We start from the raw sequence: 17,126 nt of genomic DNA on the forward strand, positions 1-17,126 counted from the left end.
TAGAGCGGGGTGGGTCGCCCCGCGAGAGGCGCTCAGCCCTCGCGCAGGCCGAATCGCGCGTGGAAGCGCCGCAGCGGCGCCGGAGCCCACCAGTTCCACTCGCCGAAGAGGCGCATGAGAGCCGGCACGAGCAGCGCGCGGACGATCGTCGTGTCAATGATGACCCCGACCGCCGCACCGACCGCGATCTGCTTCATGAAGAAGATCGGGCTCACCGCGAACGCGAGGAAGACGACGGCGATCATCGCCGCCGCCGCGGTGATGATCCGGCCGGTGCGCGCGATGCCGAGAGCGACGGCGTCCTCGGTCGACGCGCCGCTCTCGTGCTGCTCCTTGATGCGGGCGAGGACGAGCACCGCGTAATCGGTGGCGAGGGCGAACGTCACGGCGAAGAGGAAGGCGAGGCTGATGATCTCGACCGCGTCCGGTCCCGGATAGGCGAACGGCGTCTCGAGGAGCCCGTACTGGAACCCGAGGAGCACGATCCCGAGCGTCGCGGCGAGGGTGACGACGTTCATGACGAGCGTCTTGATGGGCAGGATGACGGAGCCCGTGAGCAGGAAGATGAGCACGCCCGTGCCGAGCACGATGAGCACCGCGACGATGATCGCGTTGCGGACGAGGCTCTCCTTCTGGTCGAGGAACCGCGCGGTGTTGCCGGTGACGAGGAGGTCGGACCTCGCCGGCGGCGCGAGGTCGCGGATCTCGCGGACGGCGTCCTGCGCGGCGTCGTCGAGGGCCGGCCCCGTCGCCGCGGCCATCGTGAAGGCGAGGTCCGGCGAGGCGCGGGTGAAGGGCGTCACCGAGCCGATGCCGGACGTCCCCGCGATGCGGTCGCGCAGGGCGGCGAGCCGCACATCCGAGACGTCCCCGCGCACGGAGACCGTGATCGCCTCGGTGACGTCGCGCGGGTAGCGGTCGCCGATGTACGCGTTCGGCTCGTACGACGGCTGACCCTCGGGAACCGTGCTCGCGGCCGGCCCGGTGAGCTCGGCCACGGCCACCGGCGCCGAGAACGCGAGGAGGATGAGGGCGCTCGCGGCCGCGACGAGCCCCGGACGGCGCATGACGTCGCGGGCGAGGCGGTACCACCCGGGGGAGATCGCCGCGACCGAGGACCCGCGCCGGAGGGAGAGCGCCTCGATGCGCGGCCCGAGCACGGCGACGAGCGACGGGACGACGAGGAGCGCGAGGACGACGGCGAGCAGGCCGACCGCCGCTCCGGCCGCGCCGATCGAGTAGAGGAAGCGCTGCGGCATGACGACGAGGGCGGCCATCGCAGCGGCGACCGTGAGGCCCGAGAAGAGCACGCCGCGACCCGCGCCGACGACCATCCGGCGGTGCGCCTCGCGGCCGTGGCCATGGGTGTCGGCCTCCTCCCGATATCGGGAGATGAGGAGGAGCGCGTAGTCGACCGCGAGTCCGAGACTGAGAGCGGTCGAGAGGTTGAGCGCGAAGAGCGACGTGTCCACCAGCCGCGACATGAGGCTGAGGAACAGGAAGACCCCGAGGATCGACAGGACCCCGATGAGGAGCGGGATGACGGCGGCGACGACGCTGCGGAAGACGAGGAGGAGCAGGATCGTGAGCGCCGGGAACGCGATGAGCTCGGCGTTCGTGAGGTCTCGCCGGGCCTGCTGCTCCGTCTCCTTGAACGTCGGCGCGAAGCCCGCGAAGGTGACGTCGAGGACGTCGGAGGTCGCCTTCTCCTTCGCCTCGACCGCCGCGTCGCCGCCGACGTCCTCGACGTCCTGCGCCGAGAGGAACGCGGTGATGACGAGCGACCGGCCGTCGGACGCGACGTTCTTGACGCCCCGCGGGTCGGTGAGCGGGTCGACGACGTCGCCGACGTGCTCGACCGACCGGAGGCGCTCGGCGACGCGGCCGACCTCCTCGCGGACGGCTGGGTCCTCGAGATCGAGGCGATCGCCGTCCGGGTCCCGCACGAGCGCGACGATCGCGGGCGTCGGGTCGTAGCCGAGCGCCTCGCGCAGCTCCGCGGTCGCGCGCTCGGACTCCGACGAGCTGTCGGTGAACCCCGCGGCCTGCAGGTCGTGCTCGACGTCGTAGCCGACCGCGCCGGCGATGACCGCGAAGACCGCGACGACAGCGAGGACGAGGCGCGGCCGGCGCCACGTCAGTTCGGCGATCCCCCCGAGCACGGGCGGCACCTTATCGGAACTGGCTGCGCAGCCAGACATGGTGTCGAGTGCGGACCGCGCGTTTGCCCGGGCCCGACAACGGTTACATTGATCGATGTCATGGTCGAGCGCGCCGCCGAGCCCACCGTCCCCGCCGTCCGCCGGCGCCTCATGCGCCTCGCGAAGGCGATCACGACGCCGCTCGTCCCCGACGACTACCTCGCGCTCATCAACCCGCGCTGGTCGGCGCGCGAGCTCACCGGAACGGTCGTCCGAGTCGTCCCCGAGACGGAGGAGGCGGCGACGATCGTCGTGAAGCCGAGCTTCCCCTGGCCCGGCCACCGGCCCGGCCAGTACCTCCGCATCGGCGCCGAGCTCGACGGCGTGCGGCACTGGCGCGCCTACTCGATCACGTCCGACCCCGATCACCCGGAGGGCCTCGTCTCGGTGACCGTGAAGCGCGTCGAGGACGGCCGGATGTCCCCCTACTTCACGCGCGAGATCGCCCGCGGCGCGATGGTCTACCTCGGTGCGGTGGAGGGGGAGTTCCGCCTCCCCGAGCCGCTGCCCGAGCGCGTGCTCCTCCTCAGCGCGGGAAGCGGCATCACCCCGGTCTGGGCGATGCTCCGCGAGCTCCTGCGCCGCGGGGTGCTGCGCGACGTCATGCACGTCCACTGCGAGAGGTCACGCGCGGCCGTCATCTTCGGCGACGAGCTGCGCAGGATGGACCGCGAGGAAGCCGGCTACACGCTCGTCGAGAACCTCACGAGCGAGGGCCCGCGCCTCACCGCCGAGCGGCTCACCGAGATGGTCCCCGACTGGCGCGAGCGCGAGACGTTCATGTCCGGCCCGCGCGAGCTCATGGACGCCATGGAGCAGCACTGGTCGGACGAGGGCGATCCGCAGCGGCTCTTCCTCGAGCGCTTCCAGCCGATCATCGGCACCGGCGACGCCGACGTCGGCTCCGGCGGCACCGTCCGCTTCCGCGTCACCGACGTCGAGGCGAGCTGCGACGTCGGCGTCTCGATCCTCGTCGGCGGCGAGCAGGCGGGGGCCTGCCTCCCCTACGGCTGCCGGCTCGGCATCTGCCACACCTGCGTCGGCAAGCTGCTCGAGGGCCAGGTCCGCGATCTGCGGACGGGCGAGCTCGGCGGCGAGGTCGGCCAGACCATCCGCACCTGCGTCAACGCACCTGAAGGCCACGTCGAGATCGAGCTCTGAGCAGGGGCTCGCGAGAGGAGGGCATCATGCCCGGCACGACCGCGACGTACACCAGCGAGGACCCGAACCACCCCCTCCGACGGCTGTCGCCCGAGCAGCTCGAGGAGATCGGTCGCCGCTTCGACGCGATCCACGACGAGGTCCGCGCCGACCTCGGCGAGCGCGACGCGCAGTACATCCGGGGGGTCATCGTCTTCCACCGCCGGCTCGCGGCGCTCTCGCGCATCGTGCTCATGGCGTCCCGGTACCCGCCGGCCTGGATCCTCGGGACGGCGGGCCTCTCGGTCGCGAAGATCCTCGAGAACATGGAGATCGGGCACAACGTCCTGCACGGCCAGTGGGACTGGATGAACGACCCGAACATCCACTCCTCGACGTGGGACTGGGACACCGCCTCGACCGCCGCCTCGTGGAAGCACTCCCACAACTACCTCCACCACACGTACACGAACGTCGTCGGCAAGGACAAGGACGTCGGCTACGAGATCATGCGGGTGGACCCCAAGCAGAAGTGGGAGCCGGTCTACCTCGCGCAGCCGCTCTACAACGTCCTGCTCATGCTCGCCTTCGAGTGGGGGGTCGCGCTCCACGACCTCGACCTCGAGGCGATCCGGCGCGGCGAGAAGGACCCGAAGGTCCTCCGGCAGGAGCTGAAGGGCATCGCGGGCAAGGGCCTGCGGCAGATCGTCAAGGACTACATCGCGTTCCCCGCGCTCAGCGGGCGCAAGGGCTTCAAGAAGACGCTCGCCGCGAACTTCACGGCGAACGTCGTGCGCAACGTGTGGTCCCACGCGATCATCTTCTGCGGCCACTTCCCGGACCAGGCGTACACGTTCACCGAGGAGGAGGCGGCGGACGAGAGCCGCGGCGCGTGGTACGTCCGCCAGCTCATCGGCGCGGCGAACATCGAGGGCGGCGACACGTTCCACCTCATGAGCGGCAACCTCGGCTACCAGGTGGAGCACCACCTCTTCCCGGACATGCCGAGCTCGCGCTACAAGGAGATCGCGCCGCAGGTGAAGGCGGTCTGCGAGGAGTTCGGCCTCCCGTACAACACGGGCCCGTTCTTCAGGCAGTGGGGCATGGTCCAGCGGACGATCGTCCGGCTCGCGTTCCCCGGCGGCGAGCCGCGCCCGAAGTCGCCGCCCTACACCGCCCCGCCCGAGCCGGACGTCGAGGGGCCGCCGACGGTCGACAGCGCCCGCGGCCCGATCCCGGCCTTCCCGTAGCCACCCCCGACCTGACGAAACTCACGCTGACGGTGAGTTTCGTCAGGAGAGGTTGGCGATTCGGTCAGCGCGAGTAGACCGCGCGCACGAGGCGGAGGAGGAGCTTCGACCGCCACGGCGCGTACGGGTACATGTTCACGTCCTTCTTCAGCGCGAAGGGCGCGGACATGATCGTCTGCGTCTTGCAGTACTTGCGGATGCCGTTGGCTCCGTGCCGGGAGCCGACGCCCGAGGACTTCCAGCCGCCCATGGGGGCGCCGAACGCGGCGTAGTTGAGCATCGCGTCGTTGACGACGACCGCGCCCGCCTCGATGCGCTCGGCGAGCTTCTCGCCCTTCGCGCGGTCCTTCGTCCAGACGCTCGCCTGGAGGCCGTACTCGGAGTCGTTGGCCATCGCGATGGCCTCCTCCACGTCGCGCACCTTCATGACCGGGACGGTCGGGCCGAACGTCTCGTCGCGCATGCACGTCATGTCGTGGGTGACGCCGGTGAGGACGGTGGGCTCGTAGAAGCGGCCGGGACCCGCACCCGGCTTCCCGCCGATCTCGATGTTCGCGCCCTTCGCGACCGCGTCCTTGACGTGCGAGTCGACGATGTCGAGCTGGGGCGCGAAGGTGAGCGCGCCGACCTCGACGGTGCCGGGGTCGCCCGGCACGCCCTGGCGAAGCTGACGGACGTTCTCGACGAGCTTGCGGACGAACTCGTCGTGCACCGGCTCCTCGACGTAGATCCGCTCGACGGAGATGCAGACCTGGCCGCCGTTGAGGAGGCCGTAGTACGCGGCGGCGTTCGCGGCGCGATCGATGTCGGCGTCGGCGCAGACGACCATCGCGTCCTTCCCGCCGAGCTCGAGCGAGACCTGGGTGAGCGTCTTCGACGCGCGCTCCATCACCTTCTGGCCGGTCCGGGTCGAGCCCGTGAACATGACGTAGTCCGCGGCGTCGACGACCGCGCCGCCCGTCTCGCCGTCCCCCGTCGCGATCGAGAGGACGTCCTGCGGGAGGCCCGCGGCATCGGCCATCTCCTTCACGAGGAGCGCGGTGAGCGGGGTCACCTCGGACGGCTTGAGGAGCACCGAGTTGCCGGCCATGAGGGCGGGGACGGAGTCGCAGAAGGCGTTGACGAGCGGGTAGTTCCACGGGCCGATGACGCCGACGAGGCCGACCGGCTCGTAGCGGACGCGCACGCGGCGACCGAGGAGGAACAGCGAGCCCGGGCGCACCTTCTCGTCGGCGAGGTACTTCTGGGCGTGCCGCGCCCAGAAGGTGAAGCTCTCGATCGCGATGCTCACCTCGAGCGTCGCGTCCTCGTAGGTCTTGCCCGTCTCCGAGCAGATCGTCCGGATCATCCGGTCGCTGTTGCGCACGAGCCAGCGGCGCATGTGACGCAGGATCTCCGCGCGCTCGTCGAAGCTCGTCTCGCGCCAGCCGGTCTGCGCCATGCGCGCCCGGGTCGCGAGCGCGCGGACGGCGGCCGCGTCCATGACGGGCACCTCGCGGATCGTCGTCCCGCGCGCGGGGTCCTCGACGGGGATCGTCCTCGGGGCGTCGGCGGTGGTGTCGGACACGTCGGTCATCGGTGCTCTCCTCATGTGGGCCGGGACGCACGAGCTTAACGTGCGTGAACAGACCCGAGAAGCTCGCCGGACGCCGCGTCCGGCCAGGACGATGCGTGCGGGAGACGGCCGCCGACCGGGTAGAGCCAGGGCACCGTGGACATCGCCGAGACATGGCCTCTCGGCGTCGCGATCACCGTCTTCGCGGTCGCGGCGCTCGTCATCGGCCTGACGGGCACCCGTCTCGCGAAGACGGTCGACGCGCTCGCGGACCGCACCGGGCTCGGCGAGGCGATCGCGGGAGCCGTCGTCCTCGGCGCGGCCACCTCGCTGTCGGGCCTCGTCGTGAGCGTCGTCGCCGCCGCGGAGGGCGATGCGAGCCTCGCGGTGAGCAACTCCGTCGGGGGCATCGCCGCGCAGACGGCGTTCATCGTCGCCGCCGACGTCGCGTACCGCGGCGTCAACCTCGAGCACGCGGCGGCGTCGCTGACGAACGTCTTCTCCGCCGTCCTCATGGTGCTCCTCCTCGCGATCGTGCTCATGGGCGCCAGCGGCCCGGACACGACGGTGCTCGGCCTCCACCCCGCCTCGTTCGCGCTCGTCGCGGTCTACGCCTACGGGCTGCGTCTCGGCCGGGAGGTCGGCAAGCGCCAGATGTGGGAGCCGCGCCGCACCGACGAGACGGTGGAGGACGAGCCCGACGAGCAGGCCGAGGCCGACTCGTCGACGCGTGCGCTCTGGCTGCGCTTCGCCGCCCTCGCGGCGGTGCTCGCCGCCGCGGGGTGGGCCGTCGGGCAGAGCGGGTTGCGGATCATCGAGGAGACGGGCCTCGGGTCCACGGTGGTCGGGACGTTCTTCACGAGCATCGCGACGTCGCTTCCCGAGCTCGTCACCGCCGTCGCCGCGGTCCGCGCAGGAGCCCTCACGCTCGCGATCGGCGGCATCATCGGGGGCAACGCGTTCGACGTGCTCTTCGTCGCCGCCGGGGACGCCGTCTACCAGGAGGGCTCGGTCTACGGCGCGATGACGGGTGACGACCTGTTCGTCGTCGGCTGGACGATCGGCCTCGTCGCCCTCGCCGCCGCCGGCCTCATCAGCCGCGAGCGCCGCGGCGTCGGCTTCGAGGGCGTCGCGATCCTCGGCCTCTACGTCGTCGGGGCCGTCGCCCTCACCCTCCTCTGACGCCGAACCGGATTCCTGTGGCGCCAGAGCGCCACAGGAATCCGGTTCGGCACATCGGGGTCGTAGGCTGGATGCACATGGCGCACGGGCACCACCACGGCCACTCGCACGCGCCGACCGCGGACGCCGACCGCGGGAAGCTCACGCTCGCCCTGGCGATCATCGCGAGCTTCATGCTCGTCGAGGTCGTCGCGGGCCTCGTCGCGAACTCGCTCGCGCTCCTCACCGACGCGGCGCACATGCTCACCGATGCCGGCTCGATCGCCCTCGCGCTCGTCGCCGCGCGCCTCGCCACGCGACCGAGCTCGGGGACCTTCACCTTCGGTCTGCGCCGGGCGGAGATCCTCTCCGCTCAGATCAACGGCGCGACGCTCCTCGTGCTCGGCGCGGTGCTCGCCTACGAGGCGGCGCGCCGGTTCGCCGAGCCGCCCGACGTCGAGGGCGGCCTCGTCATCGCCGTGGGCGTCATCGGGGCGTTCGCCAACGTCGGGGCCGCGTGGGCGCTCGCGCGCGCCGAGCGCCGCTCGCTCAACGTCGAGGGCGCGATGCAGCACGTCCTCATGGACCTCTTCGGCTCGGTCGCCGCGATCGTCAGCGGCGTCGTCATCGTGCTCACCGGCGTCGGGGTCGCCGACCCGATCGCCGCCTCGGTCGTCGTCGTCCTCATGTTCCGCTCGGGCTGGAGGCTCGTGCGCGACTCCGGGCGCATCCTCCTCGAGGGCACTCCGGCGGGGGTCGACGCCGACGAGATCGGGCGCGCGATGAGCGGCGAGCGCGGCGTCGTCGAGGTCCACGACCTCCACGTCTGGGAGGTCACCTCGGGCTTCCCCGCGCTCAGCGCGCACGTCCTCGTCGGCCGCGACGACGACTGCCACGAGCGCCGGCGCGCGCTCGAGCGGCTGCTCCGAGAGCGCTTCTCGATCGAGCACACGACGCTGCAGGTCGACCACCGCTGCGACGAGGACCTCCTCGAGATCGCTCCCTACGGCGAGCGGGGAGAGAGACGAGCGTAGTCAGCCGTCGTGGTCCGCGGGAGCCCACGGATGCCCCGCAACCGCGACCGCTGAGACAGTTGGCCGATGACGTCGCTCCGGTCGCGCCCCCGTGCCCTCGTCGCCGCGGCTGCGGCTGCGGCTGCGGCTGGGATGCTCGCCGTCGCCCCTGCCGCCCACGCGGCGTGGGCCCCGCCCCAGCTCCTCCCCGGCTCCGAGTCCTCCGGGGCGCTCCAGTCGACGCTCGACGTCGACGGCCGCGGCGGCGCCCTCGCGACCTGGCTCGAGCGCTTCGAGGGCGAGGAGCAGGTCGAGGGCACCGCCACGCGTGCGACCGACGGCACCTGGACGGCGGGGCCGACGATCCGAGACGCGATCAGCCCTTCCGTCATCGACCTCTACGCGCAGACGCGCGCGATCCTCCTCGCCCTGCGGCCGAGCGGGGAGAGCTTCCCCAGCGACTGGGACGTCCGCGTGCGCTTCGGCCGCTCGGACGGCACCTTCGGGCCCTCGCGCCTCCTCGCCGCCGGCCCGTCGGTCGACGGCGCGGTCGACGCCTCCGACGACGGTCGCGCCGCCGCCGTCTGGGCGACGGGCCGCGCGGGCCCGACCGTCGTGAAGGCGGCGATCCGGCCCGCCGGCCGCTCGTTCGGAAAGGTGGTGACCCTGTCGAAGAGCTATGCGCGCAACCCCGCGGTCGCCGTCGCGGAGAACGGCGACGTCGTGGCCGCCTGGTGGCGCAAGACCGGGAGCGGGCGCCGCATCGAGGCGCGGATCCGACGGGTCGGGGACCCGCGCTGGCGGGACGTCGCCGAGGTCGCCGCGCTTTCGCACGGCGCGCCGCGGACCGTCGCCACGGGGGACGCCGCCGGCCGCTTCCTCATCGCCTGGCAGGCCCACGACATCGGCTCCGGCGGCGACGACCTCGGCGTCCTCGCCGGCCTCGCGGTCCGACCGCGCCTCTCCGGCTGGCGTGCCCGCGAGCTGAGCGACTCGCCGACCGGCGGGCGCTTCGAGCACCCCGGCATCGACGCGGAGTACGTCTCCGCCAACGACGCGCTCGTCGCGTGGTCGGCCCCGGTCGACGGTCGCCACCGCGTCCAGGTGACGCACGTCCACGGCACGACCCGGACATCCACCGAGACCCTCGCCGGACCGCGCGACCTCTCCGGCGGGGAGCCCGACCTCGCGATCGGCCCAGGCCGGCAGGCGCTCGTCGCCTGGCTCGAGACCGCGGAGGAGATCGAGCCGATCCCCCCGGTGACGAGCAGCGTCGTCGCGTCGACCGGAGGCGAGGACGGCGGCTTCTCTCCCGCGACCGCCCTGTCGGGGCCGCGGCCGTCGGCGGTCCCGCGCGCGGCCTGGACGCCCGCGGGCGAGGCGCTCGTCACCTGGCGCGAGCAGCTCGGCGTCACCTCCCACGCGATGTTCTCGTCGGTCGGCCCCTGAGCGGCCCGCGCGGATCAGCGGTGGGCGGCGACCCGGTCGGTCCAGCGGGTGGCGATCGTCCCGAGGATCCCCACGACGCCGAGCGCGATGAAGAGGCCGGTCGCGGCCCCGCTGTCGTCGCTGAACGCGAAGAGGAACGGAGCGGCGACGAACAGCGCGCCGAGGAGGAGGTCGATCGACGCGTGGAGCCGCGCCGGGACGACCTCGATGAGCGACAGCGACCAGCAGGTGCAGGCCGCGAGGACGATGATGGCGATGCCCGCGACGATCGCGAGCGCGGTCGGGGCGCCGACGTCGCTGAAGCCGAGGATGAACGGCGCCGCGACGAGCGCCGCGCCGACGACGTAGTCGGCGATCGCGTGGAGCGAGAGCGGAAGCGGTCCCTGATCGAACATCTCGCTGCTGTGGTACCCGTGGTCGTCGCGGGCGACGCAGACGTGTCGCAGGCGGCTTCGCTGGGCACACTGCGGCCACCATGAGGACGGCACGGGCTACGACCGCTGCGCTCTGCGCGCTCACCCTCGGCCTCGCCGCGTGCGGCGACGACGAGGAGACGACACCCGTCGCGGTCCCCGACGGTCAGGCGACGACGAACGCTCCCAGGCCGAACCTCGAGACGGACGCCGAGGGCGCCTTCGATCCCTCGCCCCCCGCGCCGCAGGCGACGGACGACGGGTGCGGTCAGGTCGACGGCGGCGTCGTGCAGATCGTCGCCGGGGACGTCGCCTGCGAGACGGCGCTCGCCGCGATCTCCGCTTACGACGCCCAGGGCGAGAAGGTCCAGGAGATCGAGGGCTTCACGTGCGAGTCCGGCGAGGCCGCGACGCGCCCCGTCGTGCTCGTCTGCACCGGGCCGGACGGCGAGGTGGCGCTCACAGAGGGCGGCGGCTGACCGGCGTCCCGCTTCGCGGCGGCACGGCATCCGCGATGCTGCGCCGATGGTCACGCTCCGCGCGGTCTCCAAGTGCTATGGACGGGGCGCCGCCGAGGTCGAGGCGCTCCGGGGCGTCGACCTCGAGATCGAGGAGGGCGAGCTCGTCGTGCTCCTCGGCCCGAGCGGCTCCGGCAAGACGACGCTCCTCAACGTCATCGGCGGCATCGAGCCGCCGAGCGCCGGGCGGATCGAGGTGGACGGGACCGACATCGCGTCCTTCGACGAGGAGGAGCGGACGCGGTTCCGCCGCGAGACCGTCGGCTTCGTCTTCCAGTTCTTCAACCTCATCCCGACGCTCACGGGCATCGAGAACGTCGAGCTCGTCGCCGAGCTCACCGGCAGAGGGGACCGTGCGCGGGACATGGTCGCCCGGGTCGGACTCGCCGACCGCGGCGACCACTTCCCCTCGCAGCTGTCCGGGGGCGAGCAGCAGCGCATCGCCGTCGCGCGTGCCCTCGCCGGCGAGCCGCGGCTGCTCCTCGGCGACGAGCCGACCGGCGCCCTCGACCTCGAGACGGGCCGCTCGGTGCTCGCCCTCTTGCGCGAGGTCGGCGACGAGCTCGGTCAGACGATCCTCCTCGTCACGCACAACGCCGCGATCGCTCGCATGGCCGATCGCGTGCTGAAGATGCGCGACGGCCGCATCGCCTCGGACGAGCGCAACCCCCATCCGGTCTCGCCCGAGAAGCTCGAGTGGTGAGTCTCCGCGGATGAGGACGCTGCGCCGCAAGCTGTGGCGTGACCTCGCGCGGCGCCGCGCGCAGTTCCTCGCGATCGGCGCGACGATGTTCCTCGGGGTGACGCTCTTCGGCGCCTCGTACGACGCCTACCGCAACCTCGAAGCGTCCTACGAGCGGGCGTTCGAGGAGCTGCGGTTCGCCGACCTCACGATCAGCGGGGGCGACACGCGCGCCATCACGGCGGCTGCACGCACCGTTCCCGGCGTCGCGCACGTGCAGACGCGGACGCAGGCGGAGGTCTCGCTGCGCGTGGACGAGGCGAAGCTCCGCGGACGCGTCGTCGGACTGCCGCCTTCGGCCCCCGCCGCGGTCGACCGCATCGAGATCCTCGAGGGCGACCGCATCTCCTCCTCCCGCCCTCGCGGCGTGGTGGTCGAGCAGCACATGGCCGAGCACTTCGGGCTGGGACCCGGTGACGAGCTCCGGGCGATCGGGAGCGACGGGCGACCGCGCCGGCTCGAGGTCGTCGGCACGGCAGCATCCGCGGAGTACTTCTGGCCCTCCCCGAGCCGCCAGGAGATCTTCGTCTCCCCGGAGGACTTCGGCGTCGTCTTCGCCCCCGAGCCCCTCGCCCGGGAGCTCGCGGGGGCCGGCCCCGACCAGGTCCTCGTCGCGTACGCCGACGGGGCCGGCGGGGGACGCCTCACGGATCGGCTCACGCGTCTCGCAGAGTCGGCCGGCGCGGCGGACGTCGTCACACGCGCGGAGCAGCCCTCGAACTCGCTGCTTCAGGAGGACGTCGACGGGTTCGCCGAGCTCAGCATCCTCTTCCCCGCCCTCTTCCTCGGCGCCGCGGCGCTCGCGACCGCCGTGCTCATGCGGCGGCTCGTCACCGCCCAGCGATCGATCATCGGCGTGCTGCGCGCCGCCGGATTCTCGCGCGGAGCCGTCCTGCGTCACTACCTCGGATACGGAGCGCTCGTCGGCGGCGTGGGCGGCCTCGCCGGGGCGCTCGCCGGGCTCCTCCTCGCGGGCCTCGTCACCGACGTCTACACCAGCGAGCTGTCGATCCCGCTCACCGTGACCGAGCTGCGCCCCGGCACGCTGCTCACCGGCATCGCCATCGCGCTGCTCAGCGGACTCGCCGCCTCGGGGCTCTCGGCGGCGAGCGCCGCCCGCGTGCCTCCTGCCGAGGCGATGCGGAGCGTCACCTCCGCCTCGGGAGGCTCCCCGAGCCTCGTCGAGCGCCTCGTCCCGCCGCTGCGCCGCCTCCCGGCGCGGTGGCGGATGACGCTCCGCGCGCTCGGGCGCAACCGGCGGCGCGTGTTCGCGACGGCGAGCGGCGTCGTGCTCGCGCTCGTCCTCATTCTCACATCGTGGGGGATGGTCGACACCGTCGACGTCCTCGTCGAGAGGCAGTTCGAGCAGATCGAGCGACAGGACGCCGAGCTGTTCTACGACCGCGGCGTCGCCTCGGAAGATCTCGCGCGCCTCCGCCGAGCCGTCGGCGTCGAGGACGTGGAGCCGGCCCTCCAGAGCCCGGTGGTCCTCAGCGCCGGCGACCAGCGCTACGCGACGCTCCTCGTCGCGCTCCCCCGGGGAACCGAGATGCACGGCTTCATCGGCGAGGAGGGAGGCGCGACGCGCCTGCCTCCCGCCGGGCTCCTCGCCGGCCGGGCGCTGCGGGAGGAGCTCGGCGTCGCCGCGGGGGATCGCGTCACCGTGAGGGCCGCCGACGGCGACGTGTCCACGACCGTGCCGCTCCGCGGCTTCGTCGACGAGCCGCTCGGCACCCTCGCCTACGCGCCTCTCGAGGCCACGCTCGCCGCCGCGGGCCCCGCCGCGCAACCGAACTCGGCCCTCGTGCGGTTCACGCCCGGCGCCGACCGCGACGAGATGCGCCGGCGGCTGAGCTCGCTGCCGGGCGTGACGGCCTACGAGGACGCACAAGCCCTCCGCGACACGGTCGACGAGTCGCTCGCGCTCTTCTACGCCTTCGTCGGCGTCATGCTCGTCTTCGGCGCGGTCATGGCGTTCGCCCTCATCTTCAACGCGATGAGCTCGAGCCTCTCGGAGCGCCGGATCGAGATGGCGACCTTGCGGGCGGCAGGCGCCCCGCACGGCATGCTCGCGCGTCTCGTCACCGGCGAGAACCTCCTCACGACTGCCGCCGCCCTCGTCCCCGGACTCGCTCTCGGATACCTCGCGGCTTCGGCCTTCATGTCGTCGTTCAGCAGCGACCAGTTCCGCTTCGACCTGGAGATGCGCGCCTCGACCCCGGTGCTCGCGGCCGCGGCGATCCTCGCCGTCGCGCTCGTCTCCCAGGTGCCGGGCGTCCGCGCGCTGCGCCGCCTCGACGTCGCGGAGGTCATCCGAGAGCGGGCGGACTGAGGCTCCGTAGAACGTCCCCTCACGGGTGAGGGCGTGTGCGGATGGCCCTCGCGAGGTGAGCGCCTACCGTCGAGCGCCATGTCGACGACCGCTCGCGAGCAGCCGGACGCCGCCTCCCCGGCCGCGGAGGGCGAGGTCCTCATCCACCTCGAGGGCGTCGGCCGGCGGTACCGCGTCGGGGAGAGCGAGGTCGTCGCGCTCGCCGACGTCACCCTCGAGATCCGCGCGACCGAGTTCGTCGTCGTCCTCGGGCCGTCCGGCTGCGGGAAGACGACCCTCCTCAACATGATCGGCGCCCTCGACTCCCCGACCGACGGGCGCGTCGTCGTCGCGGGACGCGACATCACCGGCGCGACGCGCAAGGAGCTCTTCGCCTTCCGGCGGCACGGCGTGAGCTTCGTGTTCCAGACGTTCAACCTCTTCCCCGCGCTCACGGCGCTCGAGAACGCCGAGTTCGGCGCCGACGTCGCCGGCCGCGACGACCCCGTGGGGGTGGCGGCCGACATGCTCGAGCGCGTCGGACTCGGCGACCGGCTCCGTCACTTCCCGCACGAGCTGTCAGGTGGCGAGCAGCAGCGCGTCGCCATCGCGCGTGCCCTCGCGTCGGGGAATCCGATCCTCCTGGCGGACGAGCCGACCGGCGAGCTCGACTTCGCGACCGGCCGCCAGATCCTCGAGCTGCTCCACGCTCAGGCGCACACGGGGCGCGCCGTCGTCGTCGTCACCCACAACCGCGAGATCGCCCGCGTCGCCGACCGCGTCGTCGAGCTCTCGAGCGGCCGCGTCGCGCGGATCGGCCCGCCCGAAGGCGGGCAGGTCGAGATCGCCGACCTCCGGTGGTGAGCCGATGAGGCGTCTGCGGCGGAGCCGCCTGTGGGTCCGCTGGGCGCTCCGGGACGCTCGCGGCCACCGCACGCAGGTCATCACGATCGCCCTCCTCCTCGCCCTCGGGGTCGGGATGTACGCGTCGATGAGCAGCATGTCCGCCTGGAGGCTCTCCTCCGCGGACGCGAGCTTCGCCGCGCTCGGCATGCACGACCTCCGCGTCTCGCTCGTCGAGGGCGGCACCGCCGAGGAGGGGCGCCTGCGGGGGGCCCTGCGGCGCGCCGACGACGACGATGACGTCCTCGCGGCCGCGGAGCGGCTCGTCGTCGAGACCCAGGTCGACGCCTCGCATGCCGGTCGCACGATCCTCGTCCCCGGCCGGATCGTCGGCACCCCGACGGCGTCGACGGTCGACACGCTCGCTCTTCGCCGCGGCAGCACGGCGACCGAGGGGACGGTGCTCCTCGAGCACAACTTCGCCGCCGCGAACGACCTGCCGCCCTCGGGGGCTCTCACCCTCACCGGCGGCCGACCGGTCCGATACACGGGACAGGCGCTCGCGCCGGAGTCCTTCATCGTGACGCTGCCCGGCGCCGCGTTCGGCGCCGAGTCGACGTTCGCGATCCTCTTCGCGTCGCTGCCGACGGCCCAGGCCCTCGCCGACGCGCCCGGCCGCGTGAACGAGATCGTCCTGCGCCTGCGACCCGGGGTCGACCGAGGGGCCGCCCAGGCGCGGCTCGCGCGAGCCCTCCGCGCCGAGCTGCCGGGCGTCGGCCTCACGTTCACGGCCCGCGAGGACGAGCCGGCGCATCGCATCATCTACGAGGACGCCGAAGGCGACCAGGAGATGCTCGACATCTTCGCCCTGCTCCTCCTCGGTGCCGCGACGCTCGCCGCGTTCAACCTCGTGAGCCGCACCGTGGACGCGCAGCGCCGGGAGATCGGCATCGGCATGGCGCTGGGCGTCGAGCCGCGCGCGCTCGCGCGGCGGCCGTTCCTCCTCGCCGGGCAGATCGCGGTCGCCGGCGTCGTGCTCGGCGTCCCGGTCGGCCTCCTCACCGGCCAGTGGCTCGCGGGGATCATGGAGGACTTCACGCCGCTGCCGATCATCCGCTCGGAGCTCCAGGGCGACATCTTCGCGCGCGGGGCCGTCCTCGGCCTCGTGCTCCCGCTCCTCGCCGCCGCCGGGCCCGTGTGGAGGGCGCTCCGCGTCACCCCCGTCGAGGCGATCCGCGTCGGTGCCCGCGCCTCCCGGCGGAGCGGCCTCGCATGGCTCACCCGCGGGGTGCGGCTGCCGGGCGGGGCACTCGCGAACCTCCCCGTCCGCAACGTCCTGCGGACGCCGCGCCGGACGGGCCTGACGGCACTCGGGATCGCCGCCGTCGTCACCGTCGTCGTCGTCCTCGCGGGGATGATGGACTCGTTCGACGCGACGCTCGCCGAGAGCCGCCAGGAGGCGCTCGCGGGCGCCCCGGACCGGCTCACCGTCGACCTCGCGTCACCGGCCCCCGCCGGGGGCGAGGACGTCCGCGGCGTCCGCGCGGCGACGGCGGTCGGGGCGACCCAGGCGTCCCTGCGGCTCCCCTCGATGCTCGGGGAGGCGGGCGACCGCATCGACGTGTCGCTCGAGCTCATCGGGGACGACACGTCGCTGTGGCATCCCACGTTCCTCGAGGGCGGCCTCCCCACCGGCGCTCCTGGCCTCGTGGTCGCGCGCCGCGCCTCGGAGGTCCTCGACGTCGACGTGGGCGACCGCGTCACCGTCACCTACCCGGTGCCGAGCGGAGCGGAGTCGTTCCGGCTCGTCTCGGCCTCGCTCCCGGTGACGGGGATCCACACGAGCCCGCTGCGGTTCCTCAGCTACGCGAACGCCGCGGCGGCCGACCGTCTCGGCCTCGACGGCCTCGTGAACCGCCTCTCCGTCGTCCCGGCACGCGGTCGCGACGCCGACGACGTGAAGGCCGAGCTCCTCGGCCAGTCGACGGTCACCGCGGTCCAGAGCGCCGCCGCGACGATCGACGCCGTCGACGAGCGTGTCGCCCAGTTCGACGAGATCCTCCTCGTCACCGTCCTCATCGCCGCCGGGATGGCCCTCCTCCTCGCCTTCAACGCCGCGGCGATCAACGCCGACGAGCGCGTCCGCGAGAACGCGACGATGCTCGCGCACGGCGTGCGGGTGCCGGGCATCCTCACCGGCGGGGTCGTCGAGGCGCTCCTCATCGGCATCCTCGGCACGGCGGTCGGGATCGCGGCCGGCCACCGGCTGCTGCGGTGGGTCGTGGAGACGAACGTGCCCGAGACGATGCCCGAGCTCGGGATGCTCCTGTCGGTCGGTCCGTCGACCTACCTGCTCGCGGTCGCCGCCGGCGCGATCGTCGTCGCCGCGGCGCCGCTCCTCACGGCCCGGCGACTCGGCCGCACCGACATCCCGGGTTCTCTGCGCGTCGTCGAGTGACGCGTGGACCCGTCGTCCCTGACGTTCCTCACGCCTGGCGTGAGGAACGTCAGGACGGGTGGCGGTCGTGGG

At 73.0% G+C, this 17,126-nt stretch carries 13 protein-coding genes; 10 read left to right on the forward strand and 3 right to left on the reverse strand.

Annotated features, from left to right (window positions below; translation table 11 throughout):
* Positions 1–32: 32 nt before the first annotated feature.
* Complete coding sequence (locus ACME2J_RS07165; protein ID WP_495544202.1) at positions 33–2,162, reverse strand: MMPL family transporter; 2,130 nt, start codon at positions 2,160–2,162, stop codon at positions 33–35.
* Positions 2,163–2,261: 99 nt separating this feature from the next.
* Here ACME2J_RS07165 and ACME2J_RS07170 point away from each other — a divergent pair, with 99 nt between their 5' ends.
* Both ACME2J_RS07170 and ACME2J_RS07175 read left to right on the forward strand, forming a co-directional pair.
* Positions 2,262–3,362, forward strand: a complete 1,101-nt coding sequence (locus ACME2J_RS07170) for a ferredoxin reductase (RefSeq protein WP_495544203.1) — start codon at positions 2,262–2,264, stop codon at positions 3,360–3,362.
* A 26-nt stretch (positions 3,363–3,388) separates the two neighbouring features.
* Positions 3,389–4,591 (forward strand): fatty acid desaturase family protein, encoded by a 1,203-nt coding sequence (locus ACME2J_RS07175; RefSeq protein ID WP_495544204.1) that lies wholly within the window; start codon positions 3,389–3,391, stop codon positions 4,589–4,591.
* A 64-nt stretch (positions 4,592–4,655) separates the two neighbouring features.
* Here the strand turns inward: ACME2J_RS07175 and ACME2J_RS07180 are convergent, their stop codons facing one another.
* Positions 4,656–6,167, reverse strand: a complete 1,512-nt coding sequence (locus tag ACME2J_RS07180) for a succinic semialdehyde dehydrogenase (protein WP_495544205.1) — start codon at positions 6,165–6,167, stop codon at positions 4,656–4,658.
* Positions 6,168–6,302: 135 nt separating this feature from the next.
* Here ACME2J_RS07180 and ACME2J_RS07185 point away from each other — a divergent pair, with 135 nt between their 5' ends.
* The 3 genes from ACME2J_RS07185 to ACME2J_RS07195 all read left to right on the forward strand — a co-directional run bounded on the left by ACME2J_RS07185 (position 6,303) and on the right by ACME2J_RS07195 (position 9,769).
* Positions 6,303–7,328 carry a sodium:calcium antiporter gene (locus ACME2J_RS07185; RefSeq protein ID WP_495544206.1) on the forward strand — a complete coding sequence of 342 codons (1,026 nt, stop codon included), beginning with the start codon at positions 6,303–6,305 and terminating at the stop codon, positions 7,326–7,328.
* 77 nt (positions 7,329–7,405) lie between these two features.
* Positions 7,406–8,341 (forward strand): cation diffusion facilitator family transporter, encoded by a 936-nt coding sequence (locus ACME2J_RS07190; RefSeq protein WP_495544207.1) that lies wholly within the window; start codon positions 7,406–7,408, stop codon positions 8,339–8,341.
* A gap of 66 nt (positions 8,342–8,407) precedes the next feature.
* Positions 8,408–9,769, forward strand: coding sequence for a hypothetical protein (locus ACME2J_RS07195; protein ID WP_495544208.1), 1,362 nt, complete (start codon positions 8,408–8,410; stop codon positions 9,767–9,769).
* A gap of 14 nt (positions 9,770–9,783) precedes the next feature.
* On the opposite strand, the gene ACME2J_RS07200 is transcribed toward ACME2J_RS07195, so the two are convergent.
* On the reverse strand, positions 9,784–10,164 hold the full coding sequence (locus ACME2J_RS07200) for an SPW repeat domain-containing protein (protein ID WP_495544209.1): 381 nt from the start codon (positions 10,162–10,164) through the stop codon (positions 9,784–9,786).
* A gap of 80 nt (positions 10,165–10,244) precedes the next feature.
* On the opposite strand from ACME2J_RS07200, the gene ACME2J_RS07205 reads away from it, so the two are divergent.
* The 5 genes from ACME2J_RS07205 (at position 10,245) to ACME2J_RS07225 (ending at position 17,054) form a co-directional block, all read left to right on the forward strand.
* Positions 10,245–10,661, forward strand: a complete 417-nt coding sequence (locus ACME2J_RS07205; RefSeq protein WP_495544210.1) for a hypothetical protein — start codon at positions 10,245–10,247, stop codon at positions 10,659–10,661.
* 46 nt (positions 10,662–10,707) lie between these two features.
* On the forward strand, positions 10,708–11,403 hold the full coding sequence (locus ACME2J_RS07210; protein ID WP_495544211.1) for an ABC transporter ATP-binding protein: 696 nt from the start codon (positions 10,708–10,710) through the stop codon (positions 11,401–11,403).
* 10 nt (positions 11,404–11,413) lie between these two features.
* Positions 11,414–13,774: an FtsX-like permease family protein gene (locus tag ACME2J_RS07215; RefSeq protein WP_495544212.1), complete on the forward strand. Its 2,361-nt coding sequence runs from the start codon at positions 11,414–11,416 to the stop codon at positions 13,772–13,774.
* Between the two features lie 78 nt (positions 13,775–13,852).
* Positions 13,853–14,617 (forward strand): ABC transporter ATP-binding protein, encoded by a 765-nt coding sequence (locus ACME2J_RS07220; protein ID WP_495544213.1) that lies wholly within the window; start codon positions 13,853–13,855, stop codon positions 14,615–14,617.
* Positions 14,618–14,621: 4 nt separating this feature from the next.
* Positions 14,622–17,054, forward strand: a complete 2,433-nt coding sequence (locus ACME2J_RS07225) for an ABC transporter permease (protein WP_495544215.1) — start codon at positions 14,622–14,624, stop codon at positions 17,052–17,054.
* The last annotated feature ends 72 nt before the right edge of the window (positions 17,055–17,126 follow it).

It is taken from the genome of Paraconexibacter sp. (assembly GCF_059438195.1).

What these genes read in the sequence shown, in the direction of transcription:
- ACME2J_RS07170 (WP_495544203.1), top strand. Translation starts at nt 2,262, where the DNA reads ATGGTCGAGCGCGCCGCCGAGCCCACCGTCCCCGCCGTCCGCCGGCGC.
- ACME2J_RS07175 (WP_495544204.1), top strand. Translation starts at nt 3,389, where the DNA reads ATGCCCGGCACGACCGCGACGTACACCAGCGAGGACCCGAACCACCCC.
- ACME2J_RS07180 (WP_495544205.1), bottom strand. Translation starts at nt 6,167, where the DNA reads ATGACCGACGTGTCCGACACCACCGCCGACGCCCCGAGGACGATCCCC.
- ACME2J_RS07190 (WP_495544207.1), top strand. Translation starts at nt 7,406, where the DNA reads ATGGCGCACGGGCACCACCACGGCCACTCGCACGCGCCGACCGCGGAC.
- ACME2J_RS07195 (WP_495544208.1), top strand. Translation starts at nt 8,408, where the DNA reads ATGACGTCGCTCCGGTCGCGCCCCCGTGCCCTCGTCGCCGCGGCTGCG.
- ACME2J_RS07200 (WP_495544209.1), bottom strand. Translation starts at nt 10,164, where the DNA reads ATGTTCGATCAGGGACCGCTTCCGCTCTCGCTCCACGCGATCGCCGAC.
- ACME2J_RS07205 (WP_495544210.1), top strand. Translation starts at nt 10,245, where the DNA reads ATGAGGACGGCACGGGCTACGACCGCTGCGCTCTGCGCGCTCACCCTC.
- ACME2J_RS07210 (WP_495544211.1), top strand. Translation starts at nt 10,708, where the DNA reads ATGGTCACGCTCCGCGCGGTCTCCAAGTGCTATGGACGGGGCGCCGCC.
- ACME2J_RS07215 (WP_495544212.1), top strand. Translation starts at nt 11,414, where the DNA reads ATGAGGACGCTGCGCCGCAAGCTGTGGCGTGACCTCGCGCGGCGCCGC.
- ACME2J_RS07220 (WP_495544213.1), top strand. Translation starts at nt 13,853, where the DNA reads ATGTCGACGACCGCTCGCGAGCAGCCGGACGCCGCCTCCCCGGCCGCG.
- ACME2J_RS07225 (WP_495544215.1), top strand. Translation starts at nt 14,622, where the DNA reads ATGAGGCGTCTGCGGCGGAGCCGCCTGTGGGTCCGCTGGGCGCTCCGG.